General features: G+C 41.2%; 18 protein-coding genes and 1 tRNA gene. 6 read left to right on the top strand and 13 right to left on the bottom strand.

Going from position 1 to position 17,467, the window contains the following annotated elements; all coding sequences use genetic code 11:
- Positions 1 to 38 precede the first annotated feature (38 nt).
- Positions 39 to 515 (top strand): hypothetical protein, encoded by a 477-nt coding sequence (locus tag AC3IRX_RS05980; RefSeq protein ID WP_489208930.1) that lies wholly within the window; start codon positions 39 to 41, stop codon positions 513 to 515.
- A gap of 49 nt (positions 516 to 564) precedes the next feature.
- Here the strand turns inward: AC3IRX_RS05980 and AC3IRX_RS05975 are convergent, their stop codons facing one another.
- Positions 565 to 1,086, bottom strand: a complete 522-nt coding sequence (locus AC3IRX_RS05975; RefSeq protein WP_489208928.1) for a gamma carbonic anhydrase family protein — start codon at positions 1,084 to 1,086, stop codon at positions 565 to 567.
- A gap of 102 nt (positions 1,087 to 1,188) precedes the next feature.
- On the opposite strand from AC3IRX_RS05975, the gene AC3IRX_RS05970 reads away from it, so the two are divergent.
- The 3 genes from AC3IRX_RS05970 to AC3IRX_RS05960 all read left to right on the top strand — a co-directional run bounded on the left by AC3IRX_RS05970 (position 1,189) and on the right by AC3IRX_RS05960 (position 3,883).
- The gene (locus AC3IRX_RS05970) at positions 1,189 to 2,070 is read left to right on the top strand and encodes a NifU family protein (protein WP_489208926.1); all 882 of its coding nucleotides are present in this window, start codon (positions 1,189 to 1,191) and stop codon (positions 2,068 to 2,070) included.
- 51 nt (positions 2,071 to 2,121) lie between these two features.
- A complete protein-coding gene (gene hemH, locus AC3IRX_RS05965; RefSeq protein ID WP_489208925.1) occupies positions 2,122 to 3,135 on the top strand; it encodes a ferrochelatase in 1,014 nt (337 codons plus the stop codon).
- Between the two features lie 115 nt (positions 3,136 to 3,250).
- Positions 3,251 to 3,883, top strand: coding sequence for an MBL fold metallo-hydrolase (locus AC3IRX_RS05960; protein ID WP_489208923.1), 633 nt, complete (start codon positions 3,251 to 3,253; stop codon positions 3,881 to 3,883).
- A 44-nt stretch (positions 3,884 to 3,927) separates the two neighbouring features.
- On the opposite strand, the gene AC3IRX_RS05955 is transcribed toward AC3IRX_RS05960, so the two are convergent.
- The 8 genes from AC3IRX_RS05955 to AC3IRX_RS05920 form a co-directional block, all read right to left on the bottom strand.
- Positions 3,928 to 4,485, bottom strand: coding sequence for a thioredoxin family protein (locus AC3IRX_RS05955; protein ID WP_489208921.1), 558 nt, complete (start codon positions 4,483 to 4,485; stop codon positions 3,928 to 3,930).
- Positions 4,486 to 4,575: 90 nt separating this feature from the next.
- Entirely contained in the window at positions 4,576 to 5,511 is a 936-nt protein-coding gene (gene miaA / locus AC3IRX_RS05950; protein WP_489208919.1) for a tRNA (adenosine(37)-N6)-dimethylallyltransferase MiaA, read from the bottom strand.
- A gap of 83 nt (positions 5,512 to 5,594) precedes the next feature.
- On the bottom strand, positions 5,595 to 5,933 hold the full coding sequence (locus AC3IRX_RS05945) for a YkvA family protein (RefSeq protein ID WP_489208917.1): 339 nt from the start codon (positions 5,931 to 5,933) through the stop codon (positions 5,595 to 5,597).
- Between the two features lie 72 nt (positions 5,934 to 6,005).
- A complete protein-coding gene (locus tag AC3IRX_RS05940) occupies positions 6,006 to 6,536 on the bottom strand; it encodes a TlpA family protein disulfide reductase (protein WP_489208915.1) in 531 nt (176 codons plus the stop codon).
- Positions 6,537 to 6,555: 19 nt separating this feature from the next.
- Entirely contained in the window at positions 6,556 to 7,128 is a 573-nt protein-coding gene (locus tag AC3IRX_RS05935; RefSeq protein WP_489208914.1) for a thioredoxin family protein, read from the bottom strand.
- 4 nt (positions 7,129 to 7,132) lie between these two features.
- Entirely contained in the window at positions 7,133 to 8,191 is a 1,059-nt protein-coding gene (gene aroC / locus AC3IRX_RS05930) for a chorismate synthase (protein WP_489208912.1), read from the bottom strand.
- Between the two features lie 199 nt (positions 8,192 to 8,390).
- Positions 8,391 to 8,927, bottom strand: coding sequence for a YMGG-like glycine zipper-containing protein (locus AC3IRX_RS05925; RefSeq protein WP_489208910.1), 537 nt, complete (start codon positions 8,925 to 8,927; stop codon positions 8,391 to 8,393).
- Between the two features lie 346 nt (positions 8,928 to 9,273).
- Positions 9,274 to 9,344, bottom strand: a tRNA-Cys gene (locus tag AC3IRX_RS05920).
- 111 nt (positions 9,345 to 9,455) lie between these two features.
- Here AC3IRX_RS05920 and ribB point away from each other — a divergent pair.
- Positions 9,456 to 10,577, top strand: coding sequence for a 3,4-dihydroxy-2-butanone-4-phosphate synthase (gene ribB / locus AC3IRX_RS05915; RefSeq protein ID WP_489208908.1), 1,122 nt, complete (start codon positions 9,456 to 9,458; stop codon positions 10,575 to 10,577).
- Positions 10,578 to 10,597: 20 nt separating this feature from the next.
- Here ribB and fmt read toward each other — a convergent pair whose 3' ends face one another.
- From fmt to folK, 4 genes are all read right to left on the bottom strand, one after another.
- Entirely contained in the window at positions 10,598 to 11,545 is a 948-nt protein-coding gene (fmt, locus tag AC3IRX_RS05910; protein ID WP_489208906.1) for a methionyl-tRNA formyltransferase, read from the bottom strand.
- A gap of 39 nt (positions 11,546 to 11,584) precedes the next feature.
- Positions 11,585 to 13,483: a RecQ family ATP-dependent DNA helicase gene (locus tag AC3IRX_RS05905; protein WP_489208904.1), complete on the bottom strand. Its 1,899-nt coding sequence runs from the start codon at positions 13,481 to 13,483 to the stop codon at positions 11,585 to 11,587.
- A 79-nt stretch (positions 13,484 to 13,562) separates the two neighbouring features.
- Positions 13,563 to 14,978 carry an OmpA family protein gene (locus tag AC3IRX_RS05900; protein ID WP_489208902.1) on the bottom strand — a complete coding sequence of 472 codons (1,416 nt, stop codon included), beginning with the start codon at positions 14,976 to 14,978 and terminating at the stop codon, positions 13,563 to 13,565.
- Between the two features lie 250 nt (positions 14,979 to 15,228).
- On the bottom strand, positions 15,229 to 15,654 hold the full coding sequence (gene folK / locus AC3IRX_RS05895) for a 2-amino-4-hydroxy-6-hydroxymethyldihydropteridine diphosphokinase (protein WP_489208901.1): 426 nt from the start codon (positions 15,652 to 15,654) through the stop codon (positions 15,229 to 15,231).
- Positions 15,655 to 15,683: 29 nt separating this feature from the next.
- On the opposite strand from folK, the gene sppA reads away from it, so the two are divergent.
- Positions 15,684 to 17,444 (top strand): signal peptide peptidase SppA, encoded by a 1,761-nt coding sequence (sppA, locus tag AC3IRX_RS05890; RefSeq protein WP_489208900.1) that lies wholly within the window; start codon positions 15,684 to 15,686, stop codon positions 17,442 to 17,444.
- The last annotated feature ends 23 nt before the right edge of the window (positions 17,445 to 17,467 follow it).

Below are 17,467 nucleotides of genomic sequence, written 5' to 3'. Positions count from 1 at the left end.
TCCTTTTTCTTAGATTTATGCTGTAATACCCTTTTCATATGAACCGAATTGCCTTTTTTCTACTCCTAACTTTATTTTTGTCCGGATGCAAAAGCAAGGACTCCGCACAAAAACAGGAGCGATTGCCAAAAGATGTAGCCTTAATGCCTGAGAGAGATTATACGGATAAAGAAGATATGGATATTGAAAGGGACCGTGGGTTCCTTAGAGGATTAAAAGCCTCCATTGCGGAGCAGATCGCAAGCGTAAAATGCTCAGATCCCTTGGAATGGAGAGTGTCGCCTTTAGGGTCCAAAGCTTGTGGAGGACCGGCAAGTTTCATTGCATACCCTATTGAACTAGAAGAAGAACTCCTTCCTCAAATTTCGAAATACAATCAGGCGAGCTCAAGTTTTAATTTGAAGTATGGAATTATTTCAGACTGTTCCGTCACGCAGGCTCCTGCAGGGATTCGTTGTGAAGAGGGAGTGGCTACTTTGTATTACGGACAAAGTGCACTAGACGTTGCTCAATAAATAGGAATCGAAAAAGCCACAGATTCTGTGGCTTTTCGTGTGCTTCTTGTTATTTTTCTTCCTTGTACCAATTTGAGTACATCACATAATTGTCTGCAATCCGATTTACTTCGCCTTCTAAAAGATCCACAGAAATGTCTTTTAGTTTTCTTGCGGGTGTTCCTGCCCAAACTTCACCGGATTTAATTCGGGTTCCTTGGATAACCACGGAGCCTGCTCCTACAATAGAATTGCTTTCAATCTTGCAGTTGTCCATTACAATGGCTCCCATGCCGATTAAAACGTTGTCCTCTAATGTGCAGCCGTGTACAATGGCATTGTGGCCAATTGAGACGTTATTTCCAATCACAAGTGGATATTTTTCATACGTACAGTGCAGCATTACGTTGTCCTGCACATTCACCTGGTTTCCCAATTTAATGAAATTCACATCCCCGCGAATCACCGCATTGTACCAGATACTACAGTCTTTCCCCATCTGAACGTCTCCGATTACAGTAGCTGTTTCTGCTAAAAATGTACCCTCTCCAATTTGAGGGGTTTTTCCTAAAAGTTCTTTTACAAGTGCCATGACTTAAATTATTTTATGATAAATGTTAATTGACAAACTCTACTGCACTTCAGCTTTTATGTGGGCTTAATTGCGTATTTTTGCTATTCAAATTTACGAAAAATGAGACAACTAACGATAGAGACTACTGCGAATCCAAAAGTAATTAAGTTCGCAACCGATTATACCTTGATACCAGGCTCTTTAGAGCTGGATCGGGACACGGATAATTCAGAAATTCCCCTAGCAGGAGAACTTCTGAAGTTCCCTTTTGTTGAGAAAATTTTCATCACGGCCAATTTTATTGCTGTGGCGAAAGCAGACGGCGTAGAATGGGACGCAGTTCAAGATCAATTAAAAGAGATTATTGAAGACCAACTGTTAGAAACCCCGAGAATTTACGCAAAAACAAAGAAAAGAGAGCTTTTCCCTGTCTATGCAGAAATGACTCCAAACCCTGCCGTAATGAAGTTCGTTTCCCAACGATTTATTGTGGAAGGATTTCTAGAAGTGAAATCCCGAGAGGCAGCTTCTCAGGTTCCCTTAGCAAGCGCATTGTACGAAGAATTTGAATTTGTGACCGAAGTGTTTATTTCAGATAATTTCGTGGCGGTAACAAAGGATGATTCCGTAGAGTGGCATCAGGTGATGGTGGCTGTAAGAGGATTTATCGCAGAATTTTTGCAAAGTGGAAATACGGTAGCGCTTATCAAGGCGCAAAGCCACGAAGCGCCTGCTATGGAGCGTATTCAAAGAGAGTACACCGATGCAGAACAAGAGATTTCCAATATATTAGATGAATACGTTTCTCCCGCTGTAGAAAATGATGGAGGTAAAATCACTCTCATCGAATACGATGCTGACAGTAAGACTGCAAAAATGCTATTACAAGGTGCTTGTTCAGGATGCCCTAGTTCAACCGCAACCCTTAAAGGGGGGATTGAAAACATTCTGAAGCAATTTGTACCTGAATTAGTGGAAACCGTAGAGGCGGTGAACGGATAATCGAGAATCAAGATCCCTAGAAAGCAGAGACTTTTAGGACAAAAAAAAATTATGAAGGGAATTTTATTAGTCAATCTTGGATCGCCAAAGTCGACCGAGGTAGAGGATGTCAAAACATATTTAGACGAGTTTTTGATGGACGAACGTGTCATTGATTACCGTTGGTTTTTTAGGAATTTGCTGGTAAGAGGCATCATCTTAAAAACACGTCCTAAGAAATCCGCTGAGGCCTATCGTTCCGTTTGGACGGATAAAGGCTCACCTCTTATTGTGATCACGCAGCAAATTAAAGAAAAGTTGCAGCCCCTAGTGGATGTACCTGTGGCTGTGGGAATGCGATATGCAGAGCCAAGCATTGAGACTGGGATTCGAGAGCTTGTGGAAAAAGGAGTCGATGAAATCGTCCTTTTCCCACTGTATCCGCAGTATGCAATGAGTACGACAGAAACGGTGATTGAGAAGGCAAAAGAAGTACAGGCGCTAAAGTTCCCGAATGTGAAAATTAATTACGTTCCTGCGTTTTACGATAGGGATATTTACATTGATGCTCTTGCGAAAAGTATTGAAAAGGATTTGCCTCAAACGTTTGATAAATTGCATTTTTCCTACCATGGAGTTCCTGAAAGACATTTGCGTAAAACCGATCCTACCAAGACCTGTCGCATAGACAATTGCTGCCAAGAGGATTCTTTACCTGCTCACAAATACTGCTACCGACATCAATGTTTCCGAACTACGGAACTTGTTCGTGAGCGTTTAGGGTTAAGCAAGGATCAGGTGGCAATTTCCTTCCAATCCCGTTTAGGAAGTGACAAATGGATCGAGCCCTATACCGACAAAACCTTAGAAACTTTCCCGGAAAATGGTGTGAAAAAAATAGCCATTTGCTGTCCTGCGTTTGTGTCCGATTGCCTCGAAACCTTAGAGGAGATCGCAATCGAAGGAAAAGAACAGTTTACCCATGCGGGAGGTCAGGAATTTAAGTACATTCCTTGTATGAACGATCAGGATCCATGGATCCAAGTAGTTAAAACCCTTTGCGAGGAGCAAATGAATTTTAACTAAATCCTATTTAATCTTCTAAAAGCTCATCAAACTCTCTAGTCTAGATGAGCTTTTTCTTTTAATGGACCCTATCCAATTGCTATTTCCTTATTTTTGAAACTAGAACCTTTTTCTTATGTTTGACTTTGAACCCTTTGCATTTAATCCTTTTTCCGAAAACACGTATGTCCTCTATTCTAAGACTCAGGCTTGGATCCTAGATCCTGGAAATAGCAACGAGATAGAAACTAGGAGGCTGTTTGATTTTATTGAATCTAAGGAGCTTAAGGTAGAAGGGATTTTACTAACTCATGCGCATATCGATCATGTTCTAGGGCTACAGGCGTGTGTTGACCGGTACAAGGTCCCGGTTTCTTTGCATGGCCTTGAAAAGGAGAATTTGTCCAGAAATCCTCTTGATGCAAGAAGATTTGGTTTTGAATTTGAAGCGTTTCGTGGAGAAATTAAAGAGCTAACCGAAGGGGAGGTTTTGTATTTACACGACCAACAATTTGTAGTACTGCACGTGCCTGGACATTCTCCTGGACATGTGGCGTTTTACTCGAAGCAAAACAAGGCCATTTTTAGTGGAGATGTGCTATTTCAAGGAAGCATTGGTCGTACGGATCTCTATAAGGGAGATCATCCAACGCTATTAAAAAGCATTGAAGAGAAACTTTTCACTTTAGATTCAGACACAAATGTATATTGCGGTCACGGTCCATCCACTAGTGTTGGGTTTGAAAAGCAGTATAATCCCTATTTCTAGGTGCGCGTTTTAGATAGGAGAATTTTAAATAGAAAGAGAAATTCCTACTTCCATTTGATGCCGCATCCTAAGCTCGGTTTTTGAAACTCTTCTTGAGGGGCGCCCGCCAGTAGATTTTCAAAAGCGATAATTAAATCCTCGCCCGTGATTTCTTTTGTATTGCCAGGTCTGGAGTCGTCCATTTGTCCGCGGTAAATAAGGTCCAATTTTTCATCAAAAAAGAAGAAGTCTGGCGTACATGCAGCATCGTATGCTTTGGCAACCGATTGACTTTCATCGAATAAATAAGGAAAATCAAAACGGCGCTCAATCTGAAACTCAATCATTTTTTCAGGAGAATCGGCTGGGTATTTTTCAGCGTTGTTCGCGTTAATTCCAATGAACTCGATTCCTTGACCTTGATAGTCTTCATACAGTTCAGTAAGCTTGTCAATCACATGCTGTACAAAAGGACAATGGTTGCACATGAAAATAACAAGAGTTCCTTTTTCTCCTTTCAATTGCTCAAGGCTTTGAATTTCTCCTTGGGCTGAAGGATTAGGAAGTTCGAAGTAAGGGGCTCTGGTTCCTAAAGGGAGCATATTTGAAGGTGTATCTGCCATGGGGGAAGTGTGTTTTAATCGTGATTTCGAAAATCAAAAATACTGAATTTTTTCCAATATAACCCTGCTCTTGAAAAGTGCTAGGATCTTTCAATTGTTAGAGCTAGTTAGGGGCTCTAAAGGTGCGAGTGGATGGGTTTTCAAGTACTGCATGCTTTGCTCGAAGGCATCGCTGTGGTCGACCCAAAAAATATCATTTTCCTTCCGGTACCAAGTGAGTTGACGCTTTGCAAACCGCCGAGAATTTTTCTTGATTTCTTCGACCGCATTTTCTAAGCTGCACAGGTGTTCAAAATATTGAAAAAGTTCGCTATAGCCTACGGTCTGCAAAGCGGGGTAGTCTTTGAAGGGTAGTAAAGATTTTACTTCTTCTAAAAGTCCTTTTTCCATCATGGAGTCCACCCGTTGGTTTATTCGGTCGTATATCAGTTCTCGAGGAGCTTTGATTCCAACTCGAATGGATTGAAAAGAACGAGATGATTTTGATTCTTGTAAGAGTGTAGAATAGGGAGACTTAGTTTGCCAGATAATATCTAGTGCACGAAGCAATCTACGCGGATTTTGAAGGTCAACTTGACTATGATAGAGAGGATCTAACTCTAAAAGTAGATTTTGAAGAGCCTCCAGTCCTTGGTTTTGCCACAATTCAAGTAGTTTTTCCTGGTTTTCCTCATTGGCCGTAGGAAGAGGGTGAAGTCCTTCTAGAACGGCTTTTTCATACATCATGCTACCTCCGACTAGGATGAGAATTGAGGATTTCTTAAACGAAATTTCCAGCTCTTCTAGTACGTCATGCTCGTATTGGCCAATGGAGTAGGGCTCAGAAATAGACCTCTGCCCAATAAAATGGTGAGTAGCCTCTTGGAGTTCCTCCATAGAGGGTGCCGCTGTTCCGATCGGCATTTCTTTGTAAAATTGACGAGAGTCACAGGAGAAAATCTCGGTCTTCAGCTCCTTAGCTAAATCAATAGAGAGTTTTGTCTTTCCAATTCCTGTCGTACCTACAATTGAGAGTAATGTCTTCACGGCGTAAATTTGAGGAAAAATTTGGTAAAATAAAACCGACGAAGGATATTCGCCGGTTTTGTATTTGATTTGTTATCTTATTTCTATCCTTGAGCTTCAAGATCAAGCGTTGTGATTCCTTCTTTTTGCATGGCTTCCCAAAGCAGGAACTTATCAATTTCTTTGATTAATCTAGGTATGATAAAGGCGAGTACCGCAAGATCGTCTAACGATCCGATGACCGGTACCGCTATTTCCGGGATAAGGTCAATAGGAGAGATCACATAAAGCAACCCTAAAATAGGGATAATTAAATCGATTGCTTTGGTAGGGTAGACTCCTTTTCTCCATAGTTTGACCATGCGCCAAATGACAGGAACTTTTTGTAGGAAACCTTTATGCTTAATAGCTTCCTTGATAAGTGCAATTTTTGAATATTTCATTTTGTGTTGTTAGGCTAATTTAATTGCAAAATGCATTCCATAATGCTTTACGCTAATTAAATTGCCAACAAATTATTTCAGCATATTGTCAATGAACTCATTGGACTCCACACTGTTCCAATCTTTCGTTGCGGTTTCTTTTTGCAAGATTCTTCCCGTTTTATCGAGGATAAATGTGGTGGGATAAACCTTGGGAAGAATTTTGCCACTTACTGGGCTTTTGGCTAAGTAAACGGGCGCAGTATACCCTTTTTCTTTCATGAATTTTAAAACTGCTTCTTTTTCGTCTAGCATTGCGATAAGAACAAAGTCCATCTCTTCTTTACGGTCTTTGTAGAGCGCTTCAATCGTAGGCCATTCTTCTCGACATGGGGCGCACCAAGTGCCCCAGAAATTTAGAAAAAGGAGTTTTTTGCCTCGAAAATCTTTAAGGTTTGCATCTGGAGTATTCAGTCCTTCAAGGGCAATGTCATAGTCCTCTTCATTCACTTTCACCGCTTCTTCTATTTCAGCGACCGGCATAAACATTTCCTTTACTCCCGGTACAAATGCGATGATACCTAAAGCGGCTAAGAGTACAATGTAAATTAAATTCTTTTTCACTACTATTTTGTTTGTGGATTTATATTAAATCTATAAGTTCTTCAAGGGCGTCTTTTCCTTTGTTCTTTGCATAATACACTTGCAAATCGTTGTAGAATTCTTCCTTCGGGTAGGCTTCTGGATTCTCTTTGAATTTCTTTAGAAGTTCGAAACCGTGTTTAGGTCGAGGCCCCCAATGGGCCAAAACCTTATAGTCTTGATTTAAGACTAAAGCAATCGGAATCGACTGCGTACCGTTTGTAAGATATTGGTCAATGAGTGAGGTGTCGTCGTCGCGAAGGAAGATCTTCACCTCATGGGTATCCTTGAAAAACTCATGGATGGCAGGAACCGTTGCACTAGCATCACCACACCAGGGTTCAGAAATAATAAGAATTTTGCCGTTGAAATTTTTTGATTTTAATTTTTCAACTAAGGCTTCATCCTTTTTAAAGGTTTTTAGAGTTCGTGCCATTCGCTGCGCTCCGAGATCATAGTATTCCTTGTAGGATGCTTCCTGCTCGTCCTTCGGCTGTTCAAGTCGTTGGTTGTTTACTTCTAGGTACTGATCAAGACTAATAGCTTTGTCCCAGTATGATTTTACGTTGTTCATGGTATTATAATTTTCTAGTTTTTTGAATTAAGAATAAATCTGCCAGCACAAAGGCAGCCAGATTTTCAACAATAGGAACGGCCCTAGGAAGTACGCATGCATCGTGTCTTCCTTTTCCTTCCACTTGCACTGCGTTTCCATTTTGGTCGATGCTAGGTTGAGGTTTTAAAAGAGTGGCTACCGGTTTAAAAGCCACCCGGAAATAGATAGGCATTCCATTGGAAATACCCCCTTGAATTCCTCCTGAAAGATTAGTCTTTGTAGTGAAATCCTCGTTGAACAAATCGTTATGCTCACTTCCTTTCATCTTGGCTCCACAGAAACCACTGCCGTATTCAAAACCTTTGGCTGCGTTAATATTGAGCATCGCTTTTGCAAGTTCTGCTTGAAGTTTTCCAAAAACAGGTTCGCCTAGTCCCGCAGGAACATTTTCAATCACGCAAGTAATGGTTCCGCCAATGGTATCTCCTTGTTTTTTTATCTCTTTTATTTTGGCCGTCATCTTTTCTGCAGAGTCTTTGTCGGGGCATCGAACATCAAAATCCTCGGTTTTTGAGAAATCTAACTCTTGATACGGTTTTTCACAAAATATTTCCCCCACGGAAGAGACGTACGCATTAATGGTAACGCCTTCCAAGAGGTGTCTTGCGATCGCCCCAGCGATGACCCAATTAAGAGTTTCTCTTGCCGAGGATTTACCTCCTCCTCGATAGTCACGAAACCCAAATTTTTTATCGTACGTGTAATCTGCGTGGCTAGGACGATAACTCTCTTTTAAATGGTCGTAATCTTTGCTTTTTTGGTTTTCATTTTCCACTAAGAAACCAATCGGAGTTCCCGTGGTTTTTCCCTCAAAGATTCCACCAAGAAATTGAACGGTGTCACTTTCTTTTCTTTGTGTGACTAGTTTGCTCTGTCCTGGTTTTCTTCGGTCTAGTTGATACTGAATTGAAGGGAGATCTAACTCAATCCCTGCAGGAAAATTACTTAAAATACCTCCATAGGCAGGGCCATGGCTTTCGCCGAAGGTGGATAGTGTGAGGAAATTACCAAGTGTGAACATAGTACAAATATAAGCAATGTTCTGGGTGCTTGCCTAAGGATTGTAGTGAATTTAATCATACGGAAGAAAAGATAAGATCCTGCATTGCTTTTTTTCAAATCCTCTATTTAGATGGGGAAGAAGTGGCAAAAAACAACCGTCCGGAATCACTAGACTCCGGACGGTTTATAATATAAAATTTTGTTCTTTTTGGAAGGACTTAACGAACTACACGTCCGTCTTTCCTGTCTTTCGATCTACCAATGGTATATCCTGTTGCACCCCCAATGATACCTCCGACTACAGCTCCTGCGCCTCGGTTCTTTTTGCTAATAATGGCACCTGCAGCAGCTCCCCCTACGGTACCAATAATGGTTCCTTTGGCGGCTTTACTCATTCCTCTTCTTTCAGGTGCTTCTTGGTATGTTCCATTGTCGGCTGGCCCTGCATAAGATCCAGAATTAGAAGATGGGTTGTCTCTATATACAGTTCTTTCTACCACTCTTTCTCTGACCGGAGTTGCGGCTTTTGAAACTGCGGCCTGTTTTTCAGTCTCTACTTTTGCGATACTATCTTTGGCTCTTTCGAATACCATTTTCTCTTTTTCAATGGCAAGTTTTTGCCTTTCAATTTCTAATTGACGAGCTTGGTACTCAATTTTTTCTTGCTCAAGTGATTTTTGAGCGACGGTTTCGTCTTTCTTACATCCACTCAGCATTAAAACTGAAGCGGCTCCTAGTATTACTATTGCTTTCATTTCGTCTATTTTTCAGTTAGAATAAATAATTCTACTGTACCTATAGACAAGTAAGACGCCAAACCTATGTTAAGGAAATGTTAAAATTCCTAAATTAAGTTTGAGAATTGCTGTCTTAAGGACCCTTATAGAGGTAATATTGAGTGATTTGTGAGCTATAAATCGAGTTTTGAAATTCTTTTTAATTGCTTCATTCCAATCCTTTAAAAGGGCTAAAAGTGGACTGCGTAGTAGTTTTGATTTTATTTGCACAATGCGAACCGCCTCCTTTTTAGGCTTTCAGGTAACCGTTGAAACAAACAAAAAACCCTATGTCGCTTGGATTCAGCTTCATAGGGTTTTGTTGAGGTACCTAGCGGATTCGAACCGCTGTAGATGGTGTTGCAGACCACTGCCTAGCCACTCGGCCAAAGTACCCTTTATTGGAATGCAAAAATAGGCAAATTTTTATTAATCCATAATATCCGCTGTAAATTTTTTTTCAACCCTTATTGCTTCGTATATTTGTAGTCTATTTTATACCACAAAATGTCAGATATTCAACTTAATACCATTCCCGATGCAATCGAGGATTTACGTCAAGGGAAAATCATCATTGTAGTTGATGATGAAAACCGCGAAAATGAAGGCGATTTTCTTTCCGCAGCCGAACTTACCACGCCCGAAATGATCAATTTTATGACTCTTTACGGTCGCGGACTAATTTGTACGCCCCTTCCGGAGAAGCGTTGTGACGAGCTGGGACTCGATATCATGGTAACTCGTAGTAGCGATCCAAAGGAAACCGCATTTACCGTTTCCGTGGATTTGTTAGGAGAGGGGGTGTCTACAGGTATTTCTGCAAGCGACCGTTCAAAAACCATCTTAGCCCTTATGGATTCAAAGACAAAACCTGCGGATTTCATGAGACCTGGGCATATCTTTCCGCTTCGCGCTAAGAAAGGAGGCGTTTTAAAACGTGCAGGGCATACAGAAGCTGCGATCGATTTAACTCGATTAGCAGGTCTGAAAGAAGGAGGTGTGATTTGCGAGATTATGAACGAAGACGGATCCATGTCTAGACTTCCTCAGCTCGTCGCACTTGCTAAGAAACACGATCTTAAAATCGTCTCCATTGAAGATCTAATTCATTATTTGCTTCAAAAGGGAGATTTAATAGAAAGACTAGAAGAAAGAGAAGTCACGACGCATTACGGCGATTTTCATTTCTATGCTTTCCGTGAAACCAGTACAGATCAAATTCATTTTGCTTTGACCAAAGGAAGTTGGAAAGCAGACGAACCGGTACTCGTACGTGTACAAGCCTCAAATTCTTATTTCGATGTATTAAGTAGATTAATCACTGGAGAAAAGCCTTTGCTTGAGAAAGTGACGAGCATGATTAATGAGGAAGGAAAAGGAGCGCTTATATTTATTAACAACGTTTCCAACAACGAAAATACGATGCGCAAGCTTCAGCAATTTTTAAATTACCAAGAAGGCTCTGCTGCGCGTCCTACGCTTGCATCTAATTTCCGAGACTACGGAATTGGAACTCAAATCCTGAAGAATTTGGGAATAAGTAAGTTTCGGGTGATCACGCAGAATCCGGATCTAAAACCGATCGTGGGAGGATACGACGTAGAAGTTAGCGAGCTCGTTGAACTTTAAAATAAAAAGGGCCTGAGAAATCAGGCCCTTTTTATTTCGGATAAGGATTTGAAACCATTCAATAGGTCCTTAATATCCATTCTTTTTTTGCCTTCAAGCTGAACGCTGGTGGGGAAGTAGATTCCGTCTTTTGTATAAATTCGGAGTTCATTTTTATCGACAGAAAGGGTTCCTGCTTCTTTCCCTGTTTCAAGGATTTCAAAGCGTCCTTCATAAATTTTAAGATTCTTTTGCTCTCCTCCAATTTCAAGAGTAGTAAAGGCGGAGGGGTAAGGAGAGAGACCTCGAATGAAATTATACAGGGTTTCACTGTCTTTTTGCCAATCAATTTTGGTGTCTTGCTTAAAGATTTTGAATGCGTTTTTAGGTTCATTTGTTTGAACTTGAACCTTAGGTTCTAATTCATTTGCTGCCAAACCGTCAAGGGTTTTTAAAACCAAATCTGCTCCAAGAAGCATTAGTTTGTCGTGCAGCGTACCGGCCGAGTCCGTGGGCTCGATCGCTATTTCTTCTTGCATAAGGACTGCTCCTTCGTCTATTTTTTCGTTTATAAAAAAAGTGGTGACACCTGTTTTTTTCTCTCCACCCATAATTGCATAGTTGATTGGTGCTGCTCCTCGATAGTCTGGGAGTAGGGATGCATGGAGGTTAAATGTGCCCAAGGGTGGCATTTCAAAAAGGATTTTCGGCATCATGCGGAAGGCTACAACCACGAAAAGGTCCGCCTTAAGCGCCTCAATTGAAGAAAGAAAATCCGGATCCTTCAGTTTTTCCGGTTGGAACAAAACAAGTTCATTTTCACGCGCATAGGTTTTTACAGCCGATTCTGATACTTTCTGCCCCCTTCCAGAAGCTTTATCTGTGGTCGTAACGACTCCGACGACTTCGTGCGAGGATTCATGTATGGCCTGTAAAATTGTTTTTGCAAACTCTGGGGTGCCGAAAAAGACGACTTTAAGTGGTTTCATAATGCAAAGATATTGCTTGTTTTAAAGCTGTGCAAAGCTTTACGCTTTCGTATAGGTTCGAAAATCTTTCATCTTCACTTGCTCCTTGTCTAGTAGAAGAATTAATGTTTCGAGAATGTCATTTTTTGGGTAGAGACTTAAATGCACGGAGAGCTGTTCCAAGGTCTTGGGTCCTTTTTCCAGAGCAAAGAGAAGTTCACTCTCTAGGGCACTTCCAAAATTTGCCTCTTGGTTCTTTTTGCAGACATAGCAGCGCTGGCAAGGCTCATTTGAAGATTCCCCAAAGTAACGAAGGATGAGAACCATTTTGCAGGTTTTCTCCTCTTTTACAAAGTACTTCATTTCTTCCCATTTTTGAACTTTGTTTTTCTGTATCTGTGCAAACAAAGGGTAGTAGCCAAAGGAGAGAGCTCTGGAATCGCGCGGTTTTAAGAATTTCACACTAGAAAGTGAGCCGTCCATATATAGAGCATAGTCTGTTTTGTTCAAAGTGGCAAAAGTCTGTTTTAAATTCTCAAGCGATACGCCTAGCTTTGAAGCCAGGCCAATATCCGAAAAATGGACCCTTTGTTTGGAGAGACCGGGAAGCTGACGGTATAGATTTTCCAGAACCGAGGCCTCCGAAGCAGGGAGTTGATCAATTTCGTCTGGAGATAGAAAGAGCTCTAAAGTGGAGGGGCTTTTGTAGTCGTTGTGGTAAATCAATTCCTGGTGATGAAGAAATTGAATGATGTTGCGCACCTTTGCTCCAGAGCAGCGAGTAAGCCGCTTTATCTTTTCAATGTCTAATACGAAAGATTTTTCCGGAAGTTCTCCCTCCGCGACTTGGTAAATCGAGTACAGGATGCTTAGAATTTTTTCGTATTGTTCTTTGGTCGGCATTTGATTCTTTAGAATTCGGTCAAATTCCGCGATTTCTTCCTCGGACCATAGCAGAAGAGCAAGGCTTGAATGAGCATCTCGTCCGGCGCGTCCAATTTCTTGGTAGTAATTCTCGAGCGAGCTTGAAATTGTAAAGTGCACGACGAATCGAACGTTGGTTTTGTCGATACCCATTCCAAAAGCATTTGTAGAAATAAGCACTTGGTTCGAGCTTTGGAGCCACTGGGTTTGACGGCTTATTTTTTCTTTACCGGAGAGTCCAGCATGGTAATATTGAACTCGATCGTGCCCACGTGAGCGAAGGAATTGACTTAGGTTTTCTGCTTCTTTTCTAGTTCTTACGTACACGAGGCCCGACTCTTTATGGTTTCGTAAGAGCTCGGCCACCCTTTCGTACTTATGGCTTTCTTTCTCCATTGCAATTTGGAGGTTGTCTCGCTTAAAGCTTTTTTGGAAAAGTTGAACCGGAGTAAGGGCTAGTTTGGTCTTAATTTCGGCCAGTACTTGAGGCGTTGCGGTGGCCGTCAGAGCAAGGCAAGGAACCTGAAGAAATTCTTCTCGAAATTGTTTGATGTGCTGATAGCTCGGTCGAAAGTCTTGGCCCCACTCGGAGATACAATGGGCTTCGTCAACGGCCAAAAACGAAACTTCAATTTCCTCCATATGGCGAAGGAATACCGAGTTCTTGAGTCGCTCGGGAGAGACAAACAGAAGTTTCGTGACGCCCTCTTTGCATCGAGAGAGAATGAGTTCCATTTCTAAATCCTCAAGTTCGAACGAAAGGTATTCAGCTTCAATGCCTAGGGCTTTTAGTTGAATGACCTGGTCTCGCATGAGGGCAAGTAGCGGAGAGATGATAAGGCAGGTGCCCTCTAAGAATAGAGCTGGAAGCTGATAACAGAGTGATTTTCCTGCTCCTGTGGGGAGTAGCGCTAGGGTGTCTTTTCCCGAGACTATGGAATCAATGATTTCTTCTTGTTGATCTCGGAATTCACTGTACCCCCAAAACATTTTCAAGTACTCATACTTCAGCTGTTGGTAGCGAGCGTCGTTCATGGTGTAAAAATACTTAAATTAAACAAAAAAAACCACGCAAAGTTGCGTGGTTTTCACTGTTTTTGGGTTTAGTGCCCTATTAGTTAGCCTCGAAGTATACTCTTCTGTTTGCTCTGTTTTTCCATTCAGGGCATTTTGTAGAAGGATTACATTCTGGGTATTTAAGGTCTTTTTCACCTCTACCGATTGCGTTAAGTCTAGTGCTTTCTACTCCGCTTTCGATTAGATAGTTTTTCACGCTACCTGCTCTTCTTTCAGAAAGTTTTTGGTTGTAAGCATCAGATCCTGCAGTATCCGTTCCCCCTACAACATTATAATTGCCAGTAGAAGAATTGATGTAGTTTGCAGCAGAGTTAAGGATTGGACGATTTGATGGAAGTACTTGAGAAGAATCGAAATCAAACTCGATACCTTCTAAAGCTCTTGTGTCATCGCTTACAATCCCTTGTCCTGTTGGACAACCGTTGTTTTCAATCGGTCCTGGAACCGTCACACATTTGTCATATAGGTCAATTACTCCGTCTAAATCTGTGTCTAATGCAACACCGGCTCCGTCAACTCTTGCACCTGCTGGTGTGTCAAGTTCTCTATCCCAGTCGTCACATACACCGTCATTATCCGCATCTCCTTTTTTACAAACTTCTACGTCTTGGTTTTTGTTTTCAAGTACGTCAACTTTGTAATAAAGTTCTTGAAGTGGGTCATGCCACATTAGGTGAGATTGGTGTTGACCTAGTTTTAAGGAAAGACCTAAAGTCGCATTCCAGAAACTAGCACCTGATCCTGATGCAGAAGCTGCACCGTCAAATAGATCGTCTCCAGTGATCACGTACATTGCTCTACCTTCAAGGTCGATTCTACGGTTCACTTTGTATTTCAAACCTGCACCTGCTTGTCCAAATGGAGAACCAAGTTTAAAAGGTTTTACTTCTGCTACTAAACTTTGTCCGCTTGCATTTTCTTGGTAAGCTCTATAAGCTAAAGTACCAATACCTGCGTACCCGTGAAGAGCCCAACGCATTGGCGATTGGTTGTCTACACGTCTAAGTAAGTTAGAGAAGTTAATGTCTCCTAAGATGGAGATTGCATCGTACTGAGTTCTCCCTGCAACTTGGTTACCGGTTGCGTTGTCAGATTTGGTGTTGAAATCACCTTGTCTTGTTTCTCCTCTGTCGTATTGTAATTTCAATCCGAAAGCATGAGAAATCGCTTTATCCACACTTAGGTAAGCGGAATAACCGAATACATTCTTACCGTTTCCGTCTTCTTTCAAAGAGATTAGGTTGGCAGAGTGTTGCAAAAGTGGAACCCCTGCACCAGCAGAAATGCTCCAATCATTGAATCTCTTTGATTCTTGTGTAAAAGGGCTCACGTTTGCAGAACCAGAAGTGTACGTGTTTGGATACACTTCGCTTGCTACTACAACTGAATCCTGCGCGTAAGAGGCTACTGGAATTGCCAGTGCTAGCGCCAAACTTGCTAAATTTAGTTTCATAAAATATATTTTTAGTTAATAAATGATTCTTTTTTATTTTGCATCCCTTGGGATGCCTTTTTCTTGCGGCCTAAGTAGGAGAAATCTCCATGTGAGTTAATTGGGGCCTCTTTTACCCTATTTAACAAGAAACATGCCATAAATGGGATTGGTTCTTATATAATAGTTTACAATATTCACATTTTTTAACACACATCTACATGCTTCCGCCTCATTCGCTTGCGTTTCCTCTATTTCTAGTGGGCCAAACTTACGCCATAGCCTTTAGTTCTTCAAGGAGTTGCATTGAAAATTCACGCTCTTTTAAGTGACGCAAATGGGGAAGTTCTAACGTAGAACTTTTAAACTCTAGGTTGTCATAGGAAACGATGTCTAAATCAATCAAACGATCCGTTACCTTTCCAGACGCTTTCGAGTCTAGGGGTCTACCCATTTCACTCTCAATTTTCTTCAACGTTTTCAAAAGTGAAACGGGAGAAAGTGAGGTTTGAATTTCCAGCGCAAAATTAAGAAATTTATAGGGACTCACAAACTCTACAGGGCTTGTTTCTATGATTTTTGTTTCCTTAATGATAGTCACTGCATAGTTCTCTAGGCACAGTTTTGCCTCTTCAAGATTCTTTTCTCGGTTATTTAAATTGGAACCAAGTAACAAAATGGCGGTATGTAGCGACATATAGAGTCATATTTATTGCAGATAAAGTTATGAAAAGTTTTTTTAAAAATGTACTGGCCAATATTGTAGCCATTTTTATAGTAGGAGCCATGCTATTTTGCTTCTTCCTAGTCATGATGATTGTAGGAAGTCTTTCGGGTGGAGACAAGGTGAAGATCCAAGACGATTCGATCCTTACTCTAAATGAGAAGATGCAGATTATTGACAGCCCAGCGGAAGATCAACCTTCTTTGTTCTTTTCCACAACCCCACAGCCTTCAAAGGTGTTATTAAAGGATGTTCTACTCGCCATTAAAAATGCGAAAACAGACGATAAAATCAAAGGGATTAGCATTGAGACGGATTATATTATCGCAGGTCTTACTCAATTAGACGACATTCGAGCCGCTTTGGAAGATTTTAAATCCAGTGGTAAATTCGTGTATGCGTACGGGAATGGCGTTACTCAAAGTGGATATTACCTAGGTTCGGTGGCTTCCTCCTATTACCTCAATCCGATGGGAATGATTGATTTGAAAGGAATGTCTTCGGAAGTCGTATACATGAAAGGATTCATTGAGAAGTATGGAATTGGAATGGATGTTATCCGACATGGGAAATTCAAGGCGGCAGTAGAACCTTTTTTACGCGAATCGATTTCAGAGGAAAACAAAGAGCAGCTTTCAGTCTTGCTAGGGGATCTTTGGGGAGATAGCGCACAGAAGATCGCAAACTCAAGATCTATGTCTGCCGACGAATTTAAACTAGTGACCGACAGTTTGTATGGAATGATTCCAGAAAATGCACTCAAATACAAATTAGTAGATAAGTTAATTCAAAAGAGTCAGTATGAGAATCTCATCCGGACTAAAATTGCAGCTAAGAAAGACTCGAAATTAAATCGTGTGTCCTTTGCAAAATACATTGAATCCAGTAAAGATTCTAAGAAGACCGCAGGGGATAAGATTGCAGTTCTTTACGCTAGCGGTGCCATTTACAATGGAAAGGGTCATGACGGGATCTATTCTGAAAATTACATTGAGTACATTCAGAAGCTTACAGAGGATGACAAGGTAAAAGCAGTCGTACTTAGAATCAACTCTCCGGGAGGGAGCGCGAATGCTTCCGAAGAAATACTCTACGAATTGCAGCAATTGAAAGCCAAAAAACCACTTGTGGTTTCCTTTGGAGATCATGCCGCATCCGGAGGTTATTATATAGCTATGGCAGGAGATAAGATTTACTCAGAGCCTAATACGTTAACCGGTTCCATCGGAGTATTTGGTATGATTCCGAATTATAAGCAGCTTGCAAACCGCAACGGCATTCGTTCGGACGTAGTTCAAACAAACGAGAACACAGTTTATCATTCCTGGCTTCAAGGGTTAACGCCTGCAGGGGAAATAATGTTTACGAATAGTGTGGAGCACACCTACAAGAAATTTGTGCATTGGGTGACCACGAACCGTAAGCAAACGTTTGAGCAGATAGATGCCATTGGGGGAGGTCGTATCTGGTCTGGAAAACGTGCAAAAGAATTAGGCCTCGTAGATGAGTTGGGTTCTTTGGAGCAGGCGATTGCAGAAGCGGCAAAACGTGCAAAAATGACCGATTACGCCTTAGAATCTTTCCCTAAAAAAGTGTCTCTATACGAGCAGTTGATGAAGGATTTAAACTCCGATCAATTGTACAACAAAGTGCTTAAGAGTAAATTAGGAGAAGATAAATTCAAGCTTTTTGAAATGATCAGCGCTCCAGAATCGAAACCACAAATCATGATGGAATCTTTTTACAGAGTGAAAATAGATTAAGCCTCTAAACCCCATAAAAAAAG

The organism is Epilithonimonas sp. KH_059 (assembly GCF_057838485.1).
The sequence above is the reverse complement of the archived record's forward strand: the minus strand, read 5'-3'. Positions and strand labels throughout refer to the sequence as shown.

Excerpts from the sequence above, each read along its gene's own strand:
- AC3IRX_RS05980 (WP_489208930.1), top strand. The coding sequence starts at position 39 with ATGAACCGAATTGCCTTTTTTCTACTCCTAACTTTATTTTTGTCCGGA.
- AC3IRX_RS05975 (WP_489208928.1), bottom strand. The coding sequence starts at position 1,086 with ATGGCACTTGTAAAAGAACTTTTAGGAAAAACCCCTCAAATTGGAGAG.
- AC3IRX_RS05970 (WP_489208926.1), top strand. The coding sequence starts at position 1,189 with ATGAGACAACTAACGATAGAGACTACTGCGAATCCAAAAGTAATTAAG.
- hemH (WP_489208925.1), top strand. The coding sequence starts at position 2,122 with ATGAAGGGAATTTTATTAGTCAATCTTGGATCGCCAAAGTCGACCGAG.
- AC3IRX_RS05960 (WP_489208923.1), top strand. The coding sequence starts at position 3,251 with ATGTTTGACTTTGAACCCTTTGCATTTAATCCTTTTTCCGAAAACACG.
- AC3IRX_RS05955 (WP_489208921.1), bottom strand. The coding sequence starts at position 4,485 with ATGGCAGATACACCTTCAAATATGCTCCCTTTAGGAACCAGAGCCCCT.
- AC3IRX_RS05945 (WP_489208917.1), bottom strand. The coding sequence starts at position 5,933 with ATGAAATATTCAAAAATTGCACTTATCAAGGAAGCTATTAAGCATAAA.
- AC3IRX_RS05935 (WP_489208914.1), bottom strand. The coding sequence starts at position 7,128 with ATGAACAACGTAAAATCATACTGGGACAAAGCTATTAGTCTTGATCAG.
- aroC (WP_489208912.1), bottom strand. The coding sequence starts at position 8,191 with ATGTTCACACTTGGTAATTTCCTCACACTATCCACCTTCGGCGAAAGC.
- AC3IRX_RS05925 (WP_489208910.1), bottom strand. The coding sequence starts at position 8,927 with ATGAAAGCAATAGTAATACTAGGAGCCGCTTCAGTTTTAATGCTGAGT.
- ribB (WP_489208908.1), top strand. The coding sequence starts at position 9,456 with ATGTCAGATATTCAACTTAATACCATTCCCGATGCAATCGAGGATTTA.
- fmt (WP_489208906.1), bottom strand. The coding sequence starts at position 11,545 with ATGAAACCACTTAAAGTCGTCTTTTTCGGCACCCCAGAGTTTGCAAAA.
- AC3IRX_RS05905 (WP_489208904.1), bottom strand. The coding sequence starts at position 13,483 with ATGAACGACGCTCGCTACCAACAGCTGAAGTATGAGTACTTGAAAATG.
- AC3IRX_RS05900 (WP_489208902.1), bottom strand. The coding sequence starts at position 14,978 with ATGAAACTAAATTTAGCAAGTTTGGCGCTAGCACTGGCAATTCCAGTA.
- folK (WP_489208901.1), bottom strand. The coding sequence starts at position 15,654 with ATGTCGCTACATACCGCCATTTTGTTACTTGGTTCCAATTTAAATAAC.
- sppA (WP_489208900.1), top strand. The coding sequence starts at position 15,684 with ATGAAAAGTTTTTTTAAAAATGTACTGGCCAATATTGTAGCCATTTTT.